This is a genomic window from Cupriavidus sp. C3SS-1, from assembly GCF_057073755.1.
Genome location: NZ_CP172699.1, coordinates 3,143,086 through 3,162,703 on the forward strand (window position 1 = coordinate 3,143,086; position 19,618 = coordinate 3,162,703).

At 62.6% G+C, this 19,618-nt stretch carries 14 protein-coding genes, 5 tRNA genes and 3 rRNA genes; 11 read left to right on the forward strand and 11 right to left on the reverse strand.

The window, feature by feature from the left end:
* Window positions 1-40: 40 nt before the first annotated feature.
* The 8 genes from ACIGJC_RS14670 to ACIGJC_RS14705 all read right to left on the reverse strand — a co-directional run bounded on the left by ACIGJC_RS14670 (window position 41) and on the right by ACIGJC_RS14705 (window position 5,875).
* A tRNA-Thr gene (locus ACIGJC_RS14670) sits at window positions 41-115 on the reverse strand.
* Window positions 116-155: 40 nt separating this feature from the next.
* Window positions 156-229: transfer RNA gene (locus tag ACIGJC_RS14675), tRNA-Gly, on the reverse strand.
* Between the two features lie 50 nt (window positions 230-279).
* A tRNA-Tyr gene (locus ACIGJC_RS14680) sits at window positions 280-365 on the reverse strand.
* Window positions 366-687: 322 nt separating this feature from the next.
* Window positions 688-801: ribosomal RNA gene (rrf, locus tag ACIGJC_RS14685) — 5S ribosomal RNA — on the reverse strand.
* A 126-nt stretch (window positions 802-927) separates the two neighbouring features.
* Window positions 928-3,808: ribosomal RNA gene (locus tag ACIGJC_RS14690) — 23S ribosomal RNA — on the reverse strand.
* A 307-nt stretch (window positions 3,809-4,115) separates the two neighbouring features.
* Window positions 4,116-4,191, reverse strand: a tRNA-Ala gene (locus ACIGJC_RS14695).
* An 11-nt stretch (window positions 4,192-4,202) separates the two neighbouring features.
* Window positions 4,203-4,279: transfer RNA gene (locus ACIGJC_RS14700), tRNA-Ile, on the reverse strand.
* Window positions 4,280-4,343: 64 nt separating this feature from the next.
* Window positions 4,344-5,875: ribosomal RNA gene (locus ACIGJC_RS14705) — 16S ribosomal RNA — on the reverse strand.
* Together the 16S, 23S and 5S rRNA genes with 5 tRNA genes alongside form the textbook arrangement of a ribosomal RNA operon.
* A 673-nt stretch (window positions 5,876-6,548) precedes the next feature.
* Here ACIGJC_RS14705 and ACIGJC_RS14710 point away from each other — a divergent pair.
* From ACIGJC_RS14710 to ACIGJC_RS14720, 3 genes are all read left to right on the forward strand, one after another.
* Entirely contained in the window at window positions 6,549-6,935 is a 387-nt protein-coding gene (locus ACIGJC_RS14710) for a DUF488 domain-containing protein (RefSeq protein WP_483709660.1), read from the forward strand.
* Between the two features lie 104 nt (window positions 6,936-7,039).
* On the forward strand, window positions 7,040-8,284 hold the full coding sequence (locus ACIGJC_RS14715; protein ID WP_483709661.1) for a nucleoside recognition domain-containing protein: 1,245 nt from the start codon (window positions 7,040-7,042) through the stop codon (window positions 8,282-8,284).
* Between the two features lie 498 nt (window positions 8,285-8,782).
* Entirely contained in the window at window positions 8,783-9,061 is a 279-nt protein-coding gene (locus ACIGJC_RS14720) for a DUF1488 family protein (RefSeq protein ID WP_483709662.1), read from the forward strand.
* Window positions 9,062-9,078: 17 nt separating this feature from the next.
* On the opposite strand, the gene ACIGJC_RS14725 is transcribed toward ACIGJC_RS14720, so the two are convergent.
* Entirely contained in the window at window positions 9,079-9,549 is a 471-nt protein-coding gene (locus tag ACIGJC_RS14725; RefSeq protein WP_483709663.1) for a universal stress protein, read from the reverse strand.
* 150 nt (window positions 9,550-9,699) lie between these two features.
* Between ACIGJC_RS14725 and ACIGJC_RS14730 the strand changes: the two genes are divergently transcribed.
* A complete protein-coding gene (locus tag ACIGJC_RS14730) occupies window positions 9,700-10,923 on the forward strand; it encodes a helix-turn-helix domain-containing protein (protein WP_483709664.1) in 1,224 nt (407 codons plus the stop codon).
* Window positions 10,924-10,960: 37 nt separating this feature from the next.
* Entirely contained in the window at window positions 10,961-11,614 is a 654-nt protein-coding gene (locus ACIGJC_RS14735; RefSeq protein WP_483711563.1) for a Vgb family protein, read from the forward strand.
* Window positions 11,615-11,619: 5 nt separating this feature from the next.
* On the opposite strand, the gene ACIGJC_RS14740 is transcribed toward ACIGJC_RS14735, so the two are convergent.
* Together ACIGJC_RS14740 and ACIGJC_RS14745 are read right to left on the reverse strand one after the other, a co-directional pair.
* A complete protein-coding gene (locus ACIGJC_RS14740) occupies window positions 11,620-12,363 on the reverse strand; it encodes an endonuclease/exonuclease/phosphatase family protein (RefSeq protein WP_483709665.1) in 744 nt (247 codons plus the stop codon).
* A complete protein-coding gene (locus tag ACIGJC_RS14745; protein ID WP_483709666.1) occupies window positions 12,360-14,564 on the reverse strand; it encodes a VTT domain-containing protein in 2,205 nt (734 codons plus the stop codon). The genes ACIGJC_RS14740 and ACIGJC_RS14745 overlap by 4 nt, the downstream gene beginning before the upstream one ends.
* 240 nt (window positions 14,565-14,804) lie before the next feature.
* Between ACIGJC_RS14745 and paaA the strand changes: the two genes are divergently transcribed.
* The 6 genes from paaA to ACIGJC_RS14775 all read left to right on the forward strand — a co-directional run bounded on the left by paaA (window position 14,805) and on the right by ACIGJC_RS14775 (window position 19,590).
* Complete coding sequence (paaA, locus tag ACIGJC_RS14750; protein WP_483709667.1) at window positions 14,805-15,818, forward strand: 1,2-phenylacetyl-CoA epoxidase subunit PaaA; 1,014 nt, start codon at window positions 14,805-14,807, stop codon at window positions 15,816-15,818.
* Window positions 15,819-15,840: 22 nt separating this feature from the next.
* Window positions 15,841-16,128 (forward strand): 1,2-phenylacetyl-CoA epoxidase subunit PaaB, encoded by a 288-nt coding sequence (gene paaB, locus ACIGJC_RS14755; protein WP_483709668.1) that lies wholly within the window; start codon window positions 15,841-15,843, stop codon window positions 16,126-16,128.
* A 12-nt stretch (window positions 16,129-16,140) separates the two neighbouring features.
* Complete coding sequence (gene paaC, locus ACIGJC_RS14760) at window positions 16,141-16,983, forward strand: 1,2-phenylacetyl-CoA epoxidase subunit PaaC (protein ID WP_483709669.1); 843 nt, start codon at window positions 16,141-16,143, stop codon at window positions 16,981-16,983.
* A gap of 30 nt (window positions 16,984-17,013) precedes the next feature.
* On the forward strand, window positions 17,014-17,568 hold the full coding sequence (paaD, locus tag ACIGJC_RS14765; protein WP_483709670.1) for a 1,2-phenylacetyl-CoA epoxidase subunit PaaD: 555 nt from the start codon (window positions 17,014-17,016) through the stop codon (window positions 17,566-17,568).
* 31 nt (window positions 17,569-17,599) lie between these two features.
* Window positions 17,600-18,688, forward strand: coding sequence for a 1,2-phenylacetyl-CoA epoxidase subunit PaaE (gene paaE / locus ACIGJC_RS14770; protein ID WP_483709671.1), 1,089 nt, complete (start codon window positions 17,600-17,602; stop codon window positions 18,686-18,688).
* 107 nt (window positions 18,689-18,795) lie between these two features.
* Window positions 18,796-19,590 (forward strand): DUF1835 domain-containing protein, encoded by a 795-nt coding sequence (locus ACIGJC_RS14775; RefSeq protein WP_483709672.1) that lies wholly within the window; start codon window positions 18,796-18,798, stop codon window positions 19,588-19,590.
* Window positions 19,591-19,618: the final 28 nt, after the last annotated feature.

Below are 19,618 nucleotides of genomic sequence, written 5' to 3' on the forward strand. Positions count from 1 at the left end.
ACGACTCCTGTGTCGGCAGCGATATTGCCAGTGCGGTATTTGGTGCCCATGGGCAGGATCGAACTGCCGACCTCTCCCTTACCAAGGGAGTGCTCTACCACTGAGCCACATGGGCAAAACTAGAAGTACTACTTGTCGACAGCAACCACGCGATTTGGAGCGGGTGAAGGGAATCGAACCCTCGTCATAAGCTTGGAAGGCTTCTGCTCTACCATTGAGCTACACCCGCCTGGTTCTTTCTGCTTCACCGGCCTGTTAGCCGGTCGCTGTCTTGCATTCTGGTGGAGAGGGCTGGATTCGAACCAGCGTAGGCGTAAGCCAACAGATTTACAGTCTGCCCCCTTTAGCCACTCGGGCACCTCTCCGCAGAGAACTATCGATTATGGGACCTCTCGTCTCGCCTGTCAAGCACTTTCCGTTGCGGAATGCATCGACCGGACCATCGAGCTGGCCACTGCCTGGCGATCTGACGCTGGCTGTAGCAACCCACAAACACAGTTTTAATTTCTGCGTTCTCACCCTATAGGGAGACGCATATCGACGCTCTGGGGGCCCGCAGATGGCTTCGGGCTGGGTTCCAGAGCAGCAAAGAAGCGTTGAGCGCGCCACCAGGTGGCGCCATGCGGAAGGCCGCCAAAGCAAAAACCCCTCGCAGCACATGCTGTCGAGGGGTTTTGCATTGTAAGAGCCTGGCGATGACCTACTTTCACACGGGTAATCCGCACTATCATCGGCGCGGAGTCGTTTCACGGACCTGTTCGGGATGGGAAGGGGTGGTTCCAACTCGCTATGGTCACCAGGCATAAGGGGTTGTGAGGCTGACGCGGTCAACCTCACCAATTCGGGATGTAGTTCTGTAGTCTTGGGTTGTGCTTGTCAACGCACGGCACAGGCGATTCTCTCACCAGGCTAAAACACACTGGTTATAGGATCAAGCCTTACGGGCAATTAGTACTGGTTAGCTTAACGCATTACTGCGCTTCCACACCCAGCCTATCAACGTCCTGGTCTCGAACGACCCTTCAAGGCGGTCAAGCCGCCAGGGAATCCTCATCTTCAGGCGAGTTTCCCGCTTAGATGCTTTCAGCGGTTATCTCTTCCGTACATAGCTACCCTGCGATGCCTCTGGCGAGACAACAGGTACACCAGCGGTACGTCCACTCCGGTCCTCTCGTACTAGGAGCAGCCCCCGTCAAGATTCCAACGCCCACGGCAGATAGGGACCAAACTGTCTCACGACGTTTTAAACCCAGCTCACGTACCTCTTTAAATGGCGAACAGCCATACCCTTGGGACCGGCTACAGCCCCAGGATGAGATGAGCCGACATCGAGGTGCCAAACACCGCCGTCGATATGAACTCTTGGGCGGTATCAGCCTGTTATCCCCAGAGTACCTTTTATCCGTTGAGCGATGGCCCTTCCATTCAGAACCACCGGATCACTATGTCCTGCTTTCGCACCTGCTCGACTTGTCGGTCTCGCAGTTAAGCACGCTTTTGCCATTGCACTTTAGGTACGATGTCCGACCGTACCAAGCGTACCTTCGAACTCCTCCGTTACACTTTGGGAGGAGACCGCCCCAGTCAAACTGCCTACCATGCACTGTCCCCGACCCGGATTCACGGGCCAAGGTTAGAACCTCAAACAAACCAGGGTGGTATTTCAAGGACGGCTCCACGTAGACTAGCGTCCACGCTTCAAAGCCTCCCACCTATCCTACACAGATCGGTTCAAAGTCCAATGCAAAGCTACAGTAAAGGTTCATGGGGTCTTTCCGTCTAGCCGCGGGGAGATTGCATCATCACAAACACTTCAACTTCGCTGAGTCTCGGGAGGAGACAGTGTGGCCATCGTTACGCCATTCGTGCAGGTCGGAACTTACCCGACAAGGAATTTCGCTACCTTAGGACCGTTATAGTTACGGCCGCCGTTTACCGGGACTTCAATCAAGAGCTTGCACCCCATCATTTAATCTTCCGGCACCGGGCAGGCGTCACACCCTATACGTCCACTTTCGTGTTTGCAGAGTGCTGTGTTTTTATTAAACAGTCGCAGCCACCATTTTATTGCAACCCCTTCACCCTTCTGGCGCAGGCCAGTCAAGCTACCAGGGCGTACCTTATCCCGAAGTTACGGTACCAATTTGCCGAGTTCCTTCTCCCGAGTTCTCTCAAGCGCCTTAGAATACTCATCTCGCCCACCTGTGTCGGTTTGCGGTACGGTCTCGTATGACTGAAGCTTAGAGGCTTTTCTTGGAACCACTTCCAATTGCTTCGCAGCACTAGGCCGCTCGCCCCATAGCCTTGAATTACGCGCCCGGATTTGCCTAAGCGCCTTCTCCACTACAGGGACCGGGACTTCCAACACCCGGACAACCTTCCGCGATCCGTCCCCCCATCGCATCATACGACGGTGCAGGAATATTAACCTGCTTCCCATCAGCTACGCATCTCTGCCTCGCCTTAGGGGCCGACTCACCCTACGCCGATGAACGTTGCGTAGGAAACCTTGGGCTTACGGCGAGGGGGCCTTTCACCCCCTTTATCGCTACTCATGTCAGCATTCGCACTTCCGATACCTCCAGCATCCTTTACAAGACACCTTCACAGGCTTACGGAACGCTCTCCTACCACGCACATTGCTGTGCGTCCGCAGCTTCGGTATATAGCTTAGCCCCGTTACATCTTCCGCGCAGGACGACTCGATCAGTGAGCTATTACGCTTTCTTTAAAGGGTGGCTGCTTCTAAGCCAACCTCCTGACTGTTTTAGCCTTCCCACTTCGTTTCCCACTTAGCTATATTTGGGGACCTTAGCTGGCGGTCTGGGTTGTTTCCCTCTTGACACCGGACGTTAGCACCCGATGTCTGTCTCCCGTGATTGCACTCTTCGGTATTCGGAGTTTGCTATGGCGGGGTAATCAGCAATAGACCCCCCAACCATGACAGTGCTCTACCCCCGAAGGTGAGACACGAGGCACTACCTAAATAGTTTTCGGAGAGAACCAGCTATTTCCAGATTTGTTTAGCCTTTCACCCCTATCCACAGCTCATCCCCTAACTTTTCAACGTTAGTGGGTTCGGTCCTCCAGTACGTGTTACCGCACCTTCAACCTGGCCATGGATAGATCATCTGGTTTCGGGTCTACACCCAGCGACTGAACGCCCTGTTCGGACTCGCTTTCGCTACGCCTGCCCTAATCGGTTAAGCTTGCCACTGAATGTAAGTCGCTGACCCATTATACAAAAGGTACGCCGTCACCCGTTTCCAGGCTCCGACTGTTTGTATGCATGCGGTTTCAGGATCTATTTCACTCCCCTCCCGGGGTTCTTTTCGCCTTTCCCTCACGGTACTGGTTCACTATCGGTCGATCACGAGTATTTAGCCTTGGAGGATGGTCCCCCCATCTTCAGACAGGATTTCACGTGTCCCGCCCTACTTGTCGTACACCTAGTTCCACAACGCTGTTTTCGCATACAGGGCTATCACCTGCTATGGCCGGGCTTTCCATCCCGTTCTGCTAACAACACTGCTAAAGAGTACAAGGCTCTTCCCATTTCGTTCGCCACTACTCTGGGAATCTCGGTTGATTTCTGTTCCTGCAGCTACTTAGATGTTTCAGTTCGCCGCGTTCGCTTCCCTGGCCTATGTATTCAGCCAGGGATGACCCATGCGGGCCGGGTTTCCCCATTCGGACATCTCCGGATCAAAGCTTGTTTGCCAGCTCCCCGAAGCTTTTCGCAGGCTACCGCGTCCTTCATCGCCTGTGATCGCCAAGGCATCCACCACATGCACTTGTTCGCTTGACCCTATAACGAGTGTGTCTCAGTGAGACAGTCGCTACAGGTGAGTTCTCGCATTTGTGCCGTATTCCAAGTCATCTTTCGATCACTTAAATACATTTTGGTTGATACAATCACAACCCGGTATCGCGTTGGTTACTGCAGCGTCTCATCAACGCTCGCGCGACACCTTTACTACATCCCATATTGTTAAAGAACAGCCGATTCGCAGGGCAGACCCGCGATCGCTTGGCAATGCCAAAGGGAAGCACTCAATAAATGCTTTCCTTTGACAACCAATTCCAGGTTTTCCGCAACTCACTCGTCAGAGCGATGGTGGAGGATGACGGGATCGAACCGACGACCCCCTGCTTGCAAAGCAGGTGCTCTCCCAGCTGAGCTAATCCCCCCTCGGATAACTTGGTGGGTCTGGTAGGACTTGAACCTACGACCCCCGCCTTATCAAGACGGTGCTCTAACCACCTGAGCTACAGACCCTTGGCTGTAACAGCAAACAAACCGATAAGTGTGGACACTGGACACGCAGAACGCGCGCCTCTGGAAAGGAGGTGATCCAGCCGCACCTTCCGATACGGCTACCTTGTTACGACTTCACCCCAGTCATGAACCCTGCCGTGGTAATCGCCCTCCTTGCGGTTAGGCTAACTACTTCTGGCAAAACCCACTCCCATGGTGTGACGGGCGGTGTGTACAAGACCCGGGAACGTATTCACCGCGGCATGCTGATCCGCGATTACTAGCGATTCCAGCTTCACGTAGTCGAGTTGCAGACTACGATCCGGACTACGATGCGTTTTCTGGGATTAGCTCCCCCTCGCGGGTTGGCAACCCTCTGTACGCACCATTGTATGACGTGTGAAGCCCTACCCATAAGGGCCATGAGGACTTGACGTCATCCCCACCTTCCTCCGGTTTGTCACCGGCAGTCTCTCTAGAGTGCCCTTTCGTAGCAACTAGAGACAAGGGTTGCGCTCGTTGCGGGACTTAACCCAACATCTCACGACACGAGCTGACGACAGCCATGCAGCACCTGTGTCCACTTTCCCTTTCGGGCACCTAATGCATCTCTGCTTCGTTAGTGGCATGTCAAGGGTAGGTAAGGTTTTTCGCGTTGCATCGAATTAATCCACATCATCCACCGCTTGTGCGGGTCCCCGTCAATTCCTTTGAGTTTTAATCTTGCGACCGTACTCCCCAGGCGGTCAACTTCACGCGTTAGCTACGTTACTGAAGAAATGAATCCCCAACAACTAGTTGACATCGTTTAGGGCGTGGACTACCAGGGTATCTAATCCTGTTTGCTCCCCACGCTTTCGTGCATGAGCGTCAGTGACGTCCCAGGGGGCTGCCTTCGCCATCGGTATTCCTCCACATCTCTACGCATTTCACTGCTACACGTGGAATTCTACCCCCCTCTGACATACTCTAGCCTGACAGTCACAAGCGCCATTCCCAAGTTAAGCTCGGGGATTTCACGCCTGTCTTATCAAACCGCCTGCGCACGCTTTACGCCCAGTAATTCCGATTAACGCTCGCACCCTACGTATTACCGCGGCTGCTGGCACGTAGTTAGCCGGTGCTTATTCTTCCGGTACCGTCATCCCCCCGCCGTATTAGGGCAGAGGTTTTCTTTCCGGACAAAAGTGCTTTACAACCCGAAGGCCTTCTTCACACACGCGGCATTGCTGGATCAGGGTTGCCCCCATTGTCCAAAATTCCCCACTGCTGCCTCCCGTAGGAGTCTGGGCCGTGTCTCAGTCCCAGTGTGGCTGATCGTCCTCTCAGACCAGCTACTGATCGTCGCCTTGGTAGGCCTTTACCCCACCAACTAGCTAATCAGACATCGGCCGCTCCTATCGCGCGAGGCCTTGCGGTCCCCCGCTTTCACCCTCAGGTCGTATGCGGTATTAGCTAATCTTTCGACTAGTTATCCCCCACGACAGGGCACGTTCCGATGTATTACTCACCCGTTCGCCACTCGCCACCAGGCCGAAGCCCGTGCTGCCGTTCGACTTGCATGTGTAAGGCATGCCGCCAGCGTTCAATCTGAGCCAGGATCAAACTCTTCAGTTCAATCTCTGTGTGGACCCGAAGGTCCTCGCTCTTTCGAGCGGTCGCTCACTCTCAGAAAACTGACTGACCAGATCCGAAAATCCAGTCACGTTTTGCTGTGCGAGCACTGTATAACTTGTGAAGCTCCGAAGTCGAAGACTTCGTGCGTCCGCTACCCAGCGCCCACACTTATCGGTTGTTTGGTTGTTAAAGAACTTCGCTGCCGGCTTTGCCGTTCAGCGCGCTGCGTTGTCTGCAGCAGAGAAACGAGATTATGTAGCACTTTCTTCGTTTCGTCAACCAGGCCAGCAATCTTTTTTGCTCCGTTCGTCGCGCCAACTTCGCGCCGCCGAACCACCCGATCCACCCCGCAACCCTTGCTGCGCCTGCTTTGCAGCGCCGCGTTGTGTTGCGAGGGGGCGAATATTACGGCGGCCCGCCGGCTTTGGCAAGTCATTCCGGAAAATAATTCCAGGCGACAGAAAGACGGCACATGAAGCATGAGAAAGCGCGCGTTGGGATCCGCTATCCGCTCACTGTTCGGACGCCCTCCAAATGCCAGTGCACATATATATATAAGGATGTTCCGAACAGACGACCGCCCCAAGCGCCACATGCAGGCGTTTGTCATGCGCGACACGATGATTCATCATCGAAGACTTCAGCATCTCGCTACTGCCGTGCGGAGACTTCCATGACCATCCGGATTGTTCGATTGGGTTCCCCGCGCGCCGCGGATGAAGGCCTTCGCATTGGCACGGTCCGACGCCCGCCTCGGGGCGTCCCCAAGGCAGAGTTTGCCAGCCGCGATTACTACGACGTCTGGTATCCCGTCCTGTCGCCCTCGGCTGAACTGGTCGCCGAGGCACTTTCCGCCGAGGACGATAAAGCCTGGCGCACCTTCGTCAGGCATTTCCGCAAGGAGATGGCCGAGCCCGATGCCAGCCATACGCTGGACCTGCTGGCAGCGCTCTCGCATAAGGCCAATTTCTCCGTGGGCTGCTATTGCGAAGACGAGGCGCACTGTCACCGCTCGGTACTGCGCGAACTGCTCGCCGAGCGCGGCGCACAAATCGCCTGACGAAGATCCTGCCACCCGCAACGGCGCGCGGCTATGATGCGACGCTTGTCCGGGTCCGGGGCCGCAAATCCGACCCGGCCATCCCTTCTTCGCCCTGACTTCCGATGGTCCTGAACTTCGTCTGGCTCGGTTTCTTCCTGACTGCCTTCCTGGCGGCGTGCATACGGCTCGCCAATGGCGACGTTGCAGTGTTCCCGGCGATGCTGGCCAGCCTGTTTGACAGCGCCCGCACAGCATTCGAGATCGCTTTGGGACTGGCCGGGATCATGAGCCTCTGGCTCGGCATCATGCGGATTGGCGAGCGCGCCGGCGTCGTGGATGCCTTTGCGCGGCTGGTCAACCCGCTGCTGCGTCACTTCTTCCCCGGCGTGCCGCAAGGCCATCCGGCCCAGGGCGCAATGATGATGAACATCTCGGCCAACCTGCTCGGGCTGGACAACGCCGCGACGCCGCTGGGCCTCAACGCGATGCGCGAACTCCAGACACTGAACCCGCGTCCTGAAGTGGCGACCAATGCCCAGATCATGTTCATCGTACTGAATACCGCTGGCCTGACGCTGATCCCGACTTCGGTCATCGCCATGCGGCAGGCCATTGCGATCAAGCAAGGGCTGGTCGGGTTCAATGCGGCGGATATCTTCCTTCCAACGCTGCTGGCCACCGGTGGCTCGTTCGTGGCAGGCCTGCTGGCGGTTGCATGGGTCCAGCGGCTGAACCTGTTCCGGCCGGCGGTGCTCGCCGCCTTTGCCATGGCCGCGCTAGGCCTGGGTGGACTCCTGGCCTGGCTTCGTCATGCGTCACCGGACAAGGTGAGCCAGCTCACAGCACTGGCAGGCAGCGGCTTCATTCTTTCGCTGATCACCCTCTTCCTGGTGTGCGGCGCCATACGCCGCATCAACGTCTATGAAGCCTTTATCGATGGCGCCAAGGAAGGCTTCGGCGTCGCCGTGCAAATCATTCCATACCTTGTTGCGATCCTGGTGGCAATCGGGCTATTCCGAGCTACCGGCTGTATGGACATTCTGATGCACGGCCTGACCGCCGGCTTCGCCTGGCTGGGCCTTGATACGGAGTTCGTGCCCGCGCTGCCCGTCGGGTTAATGAAGATCCTCTCCGGCGCCGGCGCCCGCGGACTGATGGTGGATGTGATGACGACCTATGGCGTAGGTTCCTTCCAGGGCCGGCTTGCAGCCATCATCCAGGGATCGACCGAGACCACGTTCTATGTCCTGGCGGTCTATTTCGGCAGCGTCAACGTGCGCAATACGCGGCAGGCGCTCGCATGCGCGCTGGTGGCCGATGTCGCCGGCTTGTTCTGCGCTGTCGGGGCTGCGTATCTGTTTCGATAGAACTTGAAAGAAGCGCCGCGTTCGCCACAAGACAGCAAGATTCGGCCGCGCTCGTTGTAGTGACACAACACAATGTGTCAAAAGCAGAACATTCCCTGATCACTACTTGGTGCGTCGCAACAAGACGTGTATAGTGAAGTCTGTCTCCTCCACCACCTCGGTGGATTCCAACCCGCGCAGAACACTGCGCGGGTTTTTTTTGCCCGAAATCTGACAAAGCTGACCCCGTCATTGGCTTTCCGCCGCGACCACAGGCGCAATCCGGACGCGGCCCGAACTTGAGGCGATTGCCTCGCGATGATGCAACAGTGCTGCGGATCGTTGCGGACGACACATGGATTCGCTGATTTGCCGCATCGCACCAATTCTGCCGTCGCGGAGCGGAGCCAGTTGTTTCACCGTGCCCGATTCGACGCAAGGGCGATTTGCAGCCTTTACCACGCCGACCAATGTCCTAGACTGTTGTCATTGATTCGTCGACCGCACGAGGGGTACGCCATGTCCGCTGTCTCGTTTCCTCGCGCCACCCCGACCTACTGCGCGGTCAGCCTGAGGCTGTCCTGCCCGGCAACGGTCAACGGCAGTCCAACCCGGTATTCCGTCACAGCCGAAGCGCTCGAAGCGCACTTCGGCGCGCGTTCGCCGCGCGAGGAGGACCTGCTGGCTGCGTTTACCAGCAATCGCCAGCGCATCGAGCAACTGGCGGAAAGCCTGTTCGAACTGACCGAAGCCCGCGAGATCGTGCTGCGCAGCGGACATTTCCGCTTCGCGGGCTGACCGCCGGCCCCTGTAACTCAGTCCGCGGCGCCTTCACCACGCACCAGCAGCACCGGCATGGTGGATTGCCGGATCACCGCCTCGGCCACGCTGCCGAGCACCAGCCGGCGCACGCCGCGCCGCCCATGCGTGCCAATCACGAGCAAATCGGCCCCCCACTGATGCGCCGCTTCATTGATGGAGGCCCCGATGTCGCCCGGTACGGGTGCTTCGCTCACCAGCCTGGTTTCGTGCTTCACATTGACGGCGGCCAGGTGCCTGGCGGCCTCTTCGAGCGCGCGCTGCCCACTCTCTACGAACGCCTTCTGAACCTGGCTTGGATCGTAGAAGCCCGCATCGAAAAGCGGCGTCGCGCTGTCCACGACATAGAGAGCGAGCACGGTTGCGCCGCCCGGGCCCGCCACCCGAACCGCCTCATCCAGGGCCAGGGTGGACGTGCTGCTGCCGTCCACCGCTACCACGATCTTGTTGTACGCCGCGCCGGTCATCTTCGTTACCTCCGTGGACAGGAAAAGGGAATGGCGGCTGCAAGCCGCCTTTCCCATACTACACGTGCTGCCTGCGGCACGCGGCGGACAGCCGCATGCTAGATTACGCGCGATCACCAACGATGAGATGAGAAGCGTGGCGGAATCCGGATGGACTCGCTAATCACAGCTGCCGCTTGCGCGCTTGCGTCAGGTGATCCGCTCGGCGCGCTCAACCGCGTCGCCCTCCGTGACGATGCACCGGCGCTGGCGCTCCGCGGGATCGCCATGGCGCAACTGGGCGATTTTGCCCGGGCCAAGGCACTGTTGCGTGCCGCCGCGCGCGCGTTCGGCCCGAAGGAGGCAGTGGCTGGCGCGCGTTGCATCGTCGCCGAGGCCGAGATCGCCCTCGCCTCGCGAGACCTGGGCTGCCCAGTCCGGGCGCTGGACGCGGCGCGCGCCACGCTGGAAGCGCACGGCGACCGAGCCAACGCAGCGCATGCCCACTATCTGCAGGTCCGTCGCCTGCTGCTGACCGGCCATCTCGATGAGGCTGAACACCGGCTTGCCGGACTGGATCTCGCTACGCCCCTGCCGCCCGCCCTGCGGGCCGCGCACGAACTTGTCGCGGCCGGCATCGCAATCCGGCGCCTGCGGACGACGGCGGCCCGCGTCGCGCTCGGCCGGGCCGCCGACGCGGCGCGTCAGGCCGGCATTCCTGCCTTGATGGCCGAGGTGGAAAACGCTTCCGTCGTCCTCGATACGCCTGCTGCACGCTTGCTCACGCGCGGCAGCGAGCGGTTGCTCCGGCTCGACGAAGTGGAAACGCTACTGGCCTCCGGAACACTGGTGGTCGATGCGTGTCGCCTCGTCGTGCGCAACAACCACAGCGTGGTCGCGCTTGCCCGGCGCCCGGTGTTGTTCGCCCTTGCACGCATGCTTGGAGAAGCGTGGCCGGACGATGTGCCGCGCGACACGCTGATCGCGCGCGCGTTCCGCACGAAGTTCTCCGATGCTTCACACCGTGCGCGGCTGCGCGTGGAGATCGGCCGGCTTCGCGCGGCGCTCGGGCCGCTGGGTGACATCACGGCGACTGGCCGCGGATTCGCGCTCGGGCCCCGCGATGCAACCGATGTCGCCGTGCTGGCACTCCCCGTCGAAGACGCCTACGCCACCGTACTAGCCTGCCTGGCCGATGGCGAGTCGTGGTCAAGCTCAGCTCTGGCGCTTGCGCTCGGCGCCAGCCAGCGCACCATGCAGCGCGCCCTCGATGCCCTGGCGGCAACGGGCAAGGTGCAGCCCGTCGGCCACGGCCGCGCGCGTCGCTGGATGACGCCCCCTATCCCCGGATTCGCGACGACCTTGTTACTCCCTGCGCCGCTGCCAGGCAGCTAGCATGAAACGCACATCAACCCGTGACGAGGACAGGAACATGAAGCGATCATCAGCAGCGGAAATCATTCGGGAATACGGCCCGTTCCCGGGCGTCGACGCCATCCACGGCGTCACCTACGACGGACGCCAGGTATGGTTCGCCTCCGGCGACAAGCTCAACGCGCTCGATCCGGCCAGCGGGCAGACAGTGCGCGCCATCGAATTGCCCGCGCATGCGGGAACAGCGTTCGACGGACAACACTTGTTCCAGATCTCCGAGAGCCGCATCGAGAAAATCGATCCACAGACCGGCCGCGTGCTTGCCACCATTCCCGCGCCCGGCGGCGGAGGCGACTCGGGTCTGGCCTGGGCGGAAGGATCTCTCTGGGTGGGGCAATATCGCGAGCGAAAGATCCACCAGCTTGACCCGGAAACCGGCAAAGTGCTTCGCACCCTGGAGTCGAACCGCTTCGTAACCGGCGTCACATGGGTCGATGGCGAACTATGGCACGGCACATGGGAAGGCGAAGCCAGCGATCTGCGGCGCATTGATCCTCGCTCCGGCGAAGTCTTGGAGCGGCTCGAGATGCCAGCGGGTGTCAGCGTGAGCGGGCTCGAATCCGATGGCGGGGACCAGTTCTACTGTGGCGGCGGCAGCAGCGGAAAGCTCAGAGCGGTGCGCCGCCCTAGGAAGGATGCCGCGCAGGCATGACCCACCTACCTTGAACTGAGCTGCATGCGCGCCAGCAGCGGCAGGTGATCGGAGGCGAGCCGCGCGAGCGGGCTGCGGTGGCTTGCCACCGCGACCAGGTGCGCGCGCGGCGAGGTCCAGATCCGATCGAGCGCGAGCAGCGGGCAGCGCGACGGAAACGTCGAGACATGCGGCGTGCGTTCGAAATACGCATGCAACCAGCGCAACGGCCGGCCCCACAGGAACCATTCATTGACATCGCCCAGCAGGATGGTCGGCTGGGCCGGGACTTCGGCCAGCGCTGTAAGCAGCTTGCGCACCTGCGCACGGCGCTCGCCGGGTCGCAGGCCGAGGTGCGTGGCGATCACGCGCAACGCGAAGGTGCCGGACTCGACCGCATTGCAGGCGAGCTGCGCATCGATCGCGCCGCGTGGTTCGTACCCGTTCACGCTGAGATCGATATGACGAACGGCCATCGGTGGGTAGCGCGTCAGCAAGGCATTGCCATAGTCGCCGCCATCGCGCACCAGCGTCGGTCCCGGTATCGCGTGCAGCCCGGTATGTTCGGACAGAAAGCGCAGCATGTCGAAGCCGGTGGCGCGGGTTTCCACCTCCTGCAGCGCGACCAGGTCGGCGCGCAGTTCGCGCAGCACTTCGCAGATCCGCTTGGGTACGAAATGCCCGTCAGTACCGACGCCGCCGTGGATGTTGTAGCTGGCCACCATGATTTCGGCATGCCTGGCCGCCACGGCCGGGGTGGGCGCGTTCATTGCGGCCGCTCGCTCGATGCGGCGCGCGTGCCGCTCGTGTGGACGACGCCTGTGCCGCATGCAGGGCCTTGCCGGGCCCGTGTGCGGCGCTGCCGTCTTCGCCGCAGGAACAGCCACAGGCCGGCCGGCAGCAATAACACAAGCCCCAGCAGCGCGAATGTCGCGGCGCCGGGATTGTGCGCCACGGCGGCGATGCGGTCGACCAATGACGCCGACACGATGATGCCCGGCGACATGCCGATGGCGGTCCCCAGCAGGCAATCGCGCAGGCGGATGCGCGACGCGCCGACCACGAGATTGACCAGCGTGAACGGCGCCACCGGCACGAGTCTTAGCGCCACCATCGCCAGCACGCCGTGCTGGCCGACCCGCTGGCTGAGCCGGTTCAGCCGCCGGCCGCCAAAGCGCTGCACCGCATCGCGACCGAGCAGGCGTCCGGCCGTGTAGCCCGCTGCCGTGCCCAGCACCGTGCCGGCCAGCGCCACCGCGGCCCCATACAACGGCCCGAACACCACCACCGTCACCACGATCAGCACGGTCACGGGGAACATCATCAACCCGCCAACGACATACGCTCCCAACATGACAAGCGGGGCCAGGGGCATGTCGTCGACCCGTTCCATCAGCGCCAGCAGATGCCGGAAGTCGGTCCACTCGCGCAGCGGCGTATAGCGCCATGCGAACACCACGCCGGCCAGCGCGAGCACGAAAGCCACCAGCATGGCCACGTGGCTGGCTGCGCGCGGCCGCGTCTCGTGGCCGATGAACTCCGCCATCACCTGGTCGGTGTCGACGGGCTCGATCGGGTCGAGCAGCGTGGCGTCGGGCAGCACGGCGTCGACATCTTCGGCAACGCTCGGCGTAAAAGGCTCCAGCGTGCGGCCTTCGGTCCGATGCAGCGCGCGCAGCGCTTCATGCAGCCGGGGATGCGTTGCCATCGCCCGATGCAGGACCTCGGGCGTGACCGCAAGGTGTTCGCAAAGCAGCCGGTCGCGCATCGCGCGGATCGAAGCCGCGATACGGGCGTCGCCGTTCGATTCGATAACCAGGTTGCATTCGGTATCGAGCCCGAAGGACCGGTTGCTGAGGTTCGCCGAGCCGATCGTCAGCAGGCGGTCGTCCACGACCATCACCTTGCTGTGGACGTTGACGCAGGCGCTTCGCAAGCCGGGCACTTCCGGACAATAGAGCCGGAAACGACCATGCGCGTCGGCCGCGCGCAGGTCCCGGCAGAGTCGCGCCCGCAGTACGCCCATGGTGGCCTCCTCCAGCCAGCCGCTTTCCGAGCGGCGCGAGACCAGGGCGATGTCGGGCCCCTCGGGGTCGCGCAGGCGCGACGCGAAGGCGTCGGCAATCAGTCCCGAACTGAAGTACTGGTTTTCGAGATAGAGGCTGCTTTGCGCGGCGGCGATCGCATCGGCGTGGAGTGCGCGAACTTCGCTGACGGCGGGCGCATCGTCGCGGGCCGGATACGTGCGGCTGATGCCGACCGGCATCTCGGTGGCGTCCGGTGAGACCGCGCTGGGCCAAGGGTCCGACTGCGGCATCTCCGGTACGTGCGGATGGCGTCCCGTCGCGTGCAGCCAACGCTCGGCCGCGAGGTCGCCCAAGGCGCGCGCGGCCGCGCCGTCGACCATGCACTGCACGTCATGGAACGGCGCGTAAGGCTTGCCGTCCGGATCGATCCGGCGCGGGTCGTCGGCACGGTGGTCCGGCGTATCCCAGCGGCGGATGGTCAGGTCCAGCCCGCCCACGAACGCAAGACAGTGATCGATGACCACCACCTTCTGGTGGTGCGATGCGCCGGCAGGGTGACTTCCATCCAGGCAGAACGACAGCCGGCGGTGTGCCTGCCAGTGCTGCCGCGCCGCGGGCAGGAACTGGCGCTCGAACGCAAACACCATGGCGAAATCCCAGCTCAGCACATAGATGTGCAGGCCGCTGCGGCGCTCGCACAGGGCATTGAGAAAGTCGCGAAGCTCGGCCGGCAAGCCATCGTCCGGCGCGTCGTGCGTCAGTCGCATTCGGCTGTCGATGTCCCACCCGAGGATGAAGATGGTTTGCTCGGCACGCATGAACGCCTCGCGCAGCGCGGTGAAGTAGGCATCCGCATCGACCAGCATCGCAAAGCGCGCGCATGGCTTCACGCGCCAGCAGTTGTGCCCGGGACGTAGCAGCGAAGCTTGAGCATCGTTTGTCATGGCGAACAGTACGCCGCGCAAGTTTCGTACCGATCGCCCAGTCATTGAAGCGAGCCCGCACGCGAGCCCATGTCGCGCCGGCTTTGCTTGTCTTTGTAAAAGTTGCCAGGACGCTGCTTCCGAGCCAGGTCGCGTGGCGCGCATTCCGTTTAATTGACCGACCGGTCGGCTTATATATAATGGGGCCGAACCCGGGCGCAAGCCGGTCGCGAGAACCGGGCGCCGCCAAAGGAGGCTCCCATGTACACGCAGAGTCTGGACTTGCCCGGCAATCCCGCTACGGTCGCTCCATCCGAGCCTGGCCTCGACGACGCCAGCCGCCAGGCGGCGTTCGATGCACGCATGGCCGCCGACAGCAAGATCGAGCCGCAGGACTGGATGCCGCAGGCGTACCGCAAGACGCTGGTCCGGCAGATCTCCCAGCACGCGCACTCGGAAATTGTCGGCATGCTGCCCGAAGGCAATTGGATCAGCCGCGCGCCATCGCTCAAGCGCAAGGCCATCCTGCTGGCCAAGGTGCAGGATGAAGGCGGCCATGGCCTCTATCTCTATTCCGCCGCCGAAACGCTGAACGCCTCGCGCGACGAAATGATCGATGCGCTGCACACCGGCCGGGCCAAGTATTCGTCGATCTTCAATTACCCGACGCTGACCTGGGCCGACGTCGGCGTGATCGGCTGGCTGGTCGACGGCGCCGCGATCATGAACCAGATTCCGCTGTGCCGCTGCTCGTACGGGCCGTACGCGCGCGCGATGATCCGCATCTGCAAGGAAGAGTCGTTCCACCAGCGCCAGGGCTTCGACGCGCTGCTGGCGATGATGCGCGGCACCGACGCCCAGCGCGAGATGGTGCAGGACGCCGTCAACCGCTGGTGGTTCCCGGTGCTGATGATGTTCGGGCCGCCTGACGCCGCCTCCACCAACAGCACCCAGACCATGGCCTGGGGCATCAAGCGCATCTCGAATGACGACCTGCGCCAGAAATTCGTCGATGCGACGGTCGAGCAGGCCAAGGTACTCGGCGTCACGCTGCCCGACCCGGGCCTGCAATGGAATGACGAGCGCGGCCACTACGACTACAGTCCGCTGGACTGGGACGAGTTCTGGCGCGTGATCAACGGCGACGGGCCGTGCAACCGCGAGCGCCTGGCTACGCGCGTGAAGGCCCATGACGATGGCGCGTGGGTGCGCGAAGCCGCGCTGGCTCACGCCGCCAAGCAGGCTGCGCGCGCGGCGCGGCGTGAAGCCGCCTGAGGCAACGGACAAGGAGACCAGCATGACCCGGAACGAATGGCCGCTGTGGGAAGTGTTCGTGCGCAGCAAGCAGGGCCTGGAGCACAAGCATTGCGGCAGCCTGCATGCGGCCGACGCGCAGCAGGCGCTGCACATGGCGCGCGACGTCTATACGCGCCGCCAGGAAGGCGTGTCGATCTGGGTGGTGCCGTCGACCGCCATCACCGCCAGCGCGCCCGAGGAAAAGGCCGAGCTGTTCGACCCGATGGCCGACAAGATCTACCGGCATCCGACCTTTTACCAGCTGCCCGACGAAGTCAATCACATGTAAGGGCCCGCCACCATGACGACCCCGACGCCCGACCTCGCGCTGTCGCACCTGCCGCCCGAGCGCACCGCGGCGCTGCGCTACGTGCTGCGGCTCGCCGACAATGCGCTGATTCTGGGCCAGCGCAATGCCGAGTGGTGCGGCCACGGCCCGGTGCTCGAAGAGGACATCGCGCTGGCCAATATCAGCCTGGATCTGATCGGCCAGTCCCGGCTGCTCTACGCCCACGCCGGCGAACTCGAAGGCGCACTGACCGGCCGGCCGCGCCATGAGGACGACTACGCGTACTGGCGCGGCGAACGCGAGTTCGGCAACTGGACGCTGGCCGAGCTGCCGCATAGCGGCCCGCTGGCCGGCACCGCGAGCAGCGACCGCGACTACGCCGTCACCATCACGCGCAATTTCCTGTACAGCGCGCTGATGGTCGAGCTGTGGAACGTGCTGCAGGCCAGCACCGACTCCGGGCTGGCCGCCATCGCGGCGAAGTCGGCCAAGGAAGCGCGCTATCACCTGCACCACGCCGCCGGCTGGATGGTCCGCCTTGGCGACGGCACCGGGGACTCGCACCGGCGCATGCAGCGCGCGCTCGACCATCTGATGCCGTATATGAACGAGTGCTTTGCGGGCGATGACGTGGAGCGGATCGCTGCCGCGCAGGGCGTGGCCGTGCCCACCTCGGACCTGCGCGACGCATGGGAGGCAACGGTCGACGAGACCCTGGAGGTCGCCACGCTCGACAAGCCGGTGCCGAGCGCCTTCGTGTCCACCGGCAAGCACGGCCTGCATTCGGAGCATATGAGCTACCTGCTGGCCGAGATGCAGAGCCTGGCGCGCGCCCATCCCGGCGCGCAGTGGTAGCGCGCGAGCGGCAGCGAACGGGGAGCCGACATGAGTACCGTGGCCAAATCCGACCATGCCAAACGCACCGCGCGTGCCTGGATGGTGCTGGAGGCTGTCCCCGACCCGGAAATCCCGGTGGTGTCGATCCGCGACCTCGGCATCCTGCGCGAGATCGCGGTGGCTGACGGTGCCGTGCTCGAAATCACGATCACGCCGACCTATTCCGGCTGTCCGGCCATGTCGCAGATCGCGGAGGATATCGGCCACGCGCTGGACGCGGCCGGGCTCGGGCCGTGGCGGATCCGCACCGCCCTGTCGCCGGCATGGACGACCGACTGGATCAGCGACGCTGCGCGCGAACGCTTGCGCAAGTTCGGCATTGCCCCGCCGCAGCCGTGCGGCGCAGCGGCAGCCACGCCCGCCGTGCAGCCACTGAACTTCGTCCCACGCGCGGCACGCGCGGGGGCGCCTGACACGGTCGCGTGCCCGCGCTGCGGCAGCTTCCACACGCAGGAAATCTCGCGCTTCGCGTCGACGGCCTGCAAGGCGCTCTACCGCTGCCTGGACTGCCGCGAGCCATTCGACTATTTCAAACCCTACTAAACCACTGATCCACCGTCCCGAGCGAGCTGCCATGACCCCACAGTTCCATCCGCTGCGCGTGGCGCAGTTGCGCCCCGAGACGGCCGACACGATCTCCATCGCGTTCGAGGTGCCGGAATCCCTGCGCGACGCCTACCGCTTTACGCAGGGCCAGTTCCTGACGCTGAAGGCCCCGGTCGATGGCCAGGATCTGCGCCGCTCGTACTCGATCTGCTGCGGGGTCCAGGACTACGCCGAGCGCGGCGAACTGCGCGTGGCGGTCAAGCTGGTGGAGGACGGCGTGTTTTCCAGCCACCTGCACGACTCCCTCGCGCCCGGCCAGCTCGTCGACGTCATGACGCCGGACGGCCGCTTCTACGTGCCGCTCGACGCCAGCGCGGCGCGCCACTATGTCGCCTTTGCCGCGGGCAGCGGCATCACGCCGGTGCTGTCGCTGATCCGCACCACGCTGGCGGCGGAGCCTCGCAGCCGCTTCACGCTGGTCTACGGCAACCGCAACGTCGACAGCATCATTTTTTCCGAAGCGCTCGAAGACCTGAAGAACCAGTACCTGGCGCGTTTCACGCTGTACCACGTGCTGTCGCGCCAGCCGCAGGAAGTCGACCTGCTGCACGGACGCCTGGACCATGCCCGCGTCTCTGCCTTCCTGGCAACGCTGATCCCGGTGGACGATATCGACGCCGCCTTCGTGTGCGGCCCGGCGTCGATGATCGACGAGGTGGAAGCCGCGCTGCGCGACGCCGGGCTGGACCCGCACCGCATCCACGCCGAACGGTTTGGCGTGCCGTTGGATCGCCAGAAGCGCGCCCCGGCCCCCGCCCACGCCGATCATGCCGGCACGGCCGAGCTCGTCGTCGTGCTGGACGGCAAGCAGCACACCATGCGCCTGCCCATGGAAGACGGCAAAGTGCTCGACACCGCGCTGGCCGCAGGCCTGGACCTGCCATATGCGTGCAAGGGCGGCGTTTGTTGCACCTGCCGCGCCAAGGTGCTGGAAGGCCAGGTCGAGATGGAGAAGAACTACACGCTGGAACCGTGGGAAATGGAGAAGGGCTTCGTGCTGACCTGCCAGGCCCGTGCGCTCACGCCGCGGGTCGTGGTCAGCTACGACGAACGCTGAAGCTGCACCATCTAGCGAAGTTGCGCCGTGATTACAATAAGAATGGGGCGCATTGCCGGCCCACGCAAGGTGACTGAGAACCGTCCCACGCATATACAATCACGGCCATGCAATATATCCACGTCGTCAACGGCGATGTCGCCGGAAATACCCTGCGCCAGGCGCTGGCCCAGGCTGCCCGGCCCGATCCCGTGATCGTGCTGCGCGACGACCTGGCCGTGGGACCGCTTGTCGACGTGGACGGCATTGGCCAGATCCGCGCCGGCTTCTGGCAACGGGTCGCTCCGCACACCGACATCGACTTTCCCGCCGAAATGCGCCAGGCACTGGAGCAGCTGCAGATGCTGCGCCAGAGCGAAATGGAAATCGCGATCTGGCACGGACAGAGCGCCGCCGACCAGCTGATGCTGCGCCGCGTGGTGTTCCACCTGTACCAGGCGCCCCAGCGCATCAATGAAGTGGCCATGGACCTGCGCGAGCTGGAACTGCCGCCGCAGGCCGGCCTGGCCGCGATCGGCATGTACTCGCCGGCGCGGCTGGCGCGGCGCTTCTCGACCATCGCGCCGGTGTCGGTGCTGCGCCTGGGGCGGCTCGGCTACGAATGGCAGCAGAACGTGCGCGAGAATGCCGACGTGCGGCTGTGGAAAGGCAATACGCTGGTACCGGCGGCCTACCACAGCATCGACGACATCATCATGGACCGGGCCCCGGCCGACTGGACACCCGCCGCCCAGGTGGTGGGCAGCGTGATGGGCGCTATCGAAGGCTTGCTGGCCAGCGACTGGTTCGTATTCTGGCGCTGCCGGGAACTGATCTCCACGGGCCGGCTGGTCCTGCGCGGCAACGCGGATTCCCTCGACACCTGCGAACTGCGCCGGCACCTGACGTCCGGCGCGGAATAACGCGCCCTTCCCTTCCCCCTCCCCGGAC

What these genes read in the sequence shown, in the direction of transcription:
- ACIGJC_RS14710 (WP_483709660.1), top strand. Translation starts at nt 6,549, where the DNA reads ATGACCATCCGGATTGTTCGATTGGGTTCCCCGCGCGCCGCGGATGAA.
- ACIGJC_RS14715 (WP_483709661.1), top strand. Translation starts at nt 7,040, where the DNA reads ATGGTCCTGAACTTCGTCTGGCTCGGTTTCTTCCTGACTGCCTTCCTG.
- ACIGJC_RS14720 (WP_483709662.1), top strand. Translation starts at nt 8,783, where the DNA reads ATGTCCGCTGTCTCGTTTCCTCGCGCCACCCCGACCTACTGCGCGGTC.
- ACIGJC_RS14725 (WP_483709663.1), bottom strand. Translation starts at nt 9,549, where the DNA reads ATGACCGGCGCGGCGTACAACAAGATCGTGGTAGCGGTGGACGGCAGC.
- ACIGJC_RS14730 (WP_483709664.1), top strand. Translation starts at nt 9,700, where the DNA reads ATGGACTCGCTAATCACAGCTGCCGCTTGCGCGCTTGCGTCAGGTGAT.
- ACIGJC_RS14735 (WP_483711563.1), top strand. Translation starts at nt 10,961, where the DNA reads ATGAAGCGATCATCAGCAGCGGAAATCATTCGGGAATACGGCCCGTTC.
- ACIGJC_RS14740 (WP_483709665.1), bottom strand. Translation starts at nt 12,363, where the DNA reads ATGAACGCGCCCACCCCGGCCGTGGCGGCCAGGCATGCCGAAATCATG.
- ACIGJC_RS14745 (WP_483709666.1), bottom strand. Translation starts at nt 14,564, where the DNA reads ATGACAAACGATGCTCAAGCTTCGCTGCTACGTCCCGGGCACAACTGC.
- paaA (WP_483709667.1), top strand. Translation starts at nt 14,805, where the DNA reads ATGTACACGCAGAGTCTGGACTTGCCCGGCAATCCCGCTACGGTCGCT.
- paaB (WP_483709668.1), top strand. Translation starts at nt 15,841, where the DNA reads ATGACCCGGAACGAATGGCCGCTGTGGGAAGTGTTCGTGCGCAGCAAG.
- paaC (WP_483709669.1), top strand. Translation starts at nt 16,141, where the DNA reads ATGACGACCCCGACGCCCGACCTCGCGCTGTCGCACCTGCCGCCCGAG.
- paaD (WP_483709670.1), top strand. Translation starts at nt 17,014, where the DNA reads ATGAGTACCGTGGCCAAATCCGACCATGCCAAACGCACCGCGCGTGCC.
- paaE (WP_483709671.1), top strand. Translation starts at nt 17,600, where the DNA reads ATGACCCCACAGTTCCATCCGCTGCGCGTGGCGCAGTTGCGCCCCGAG.
- ACIGJC_RS14775 (WP_483709672.1), top strand. Translation starts at nt 18,796, where the DNA reads ATGCAATATATCCACGTCGTCAACGGCGATGTCGCCGGAAATACCCTG.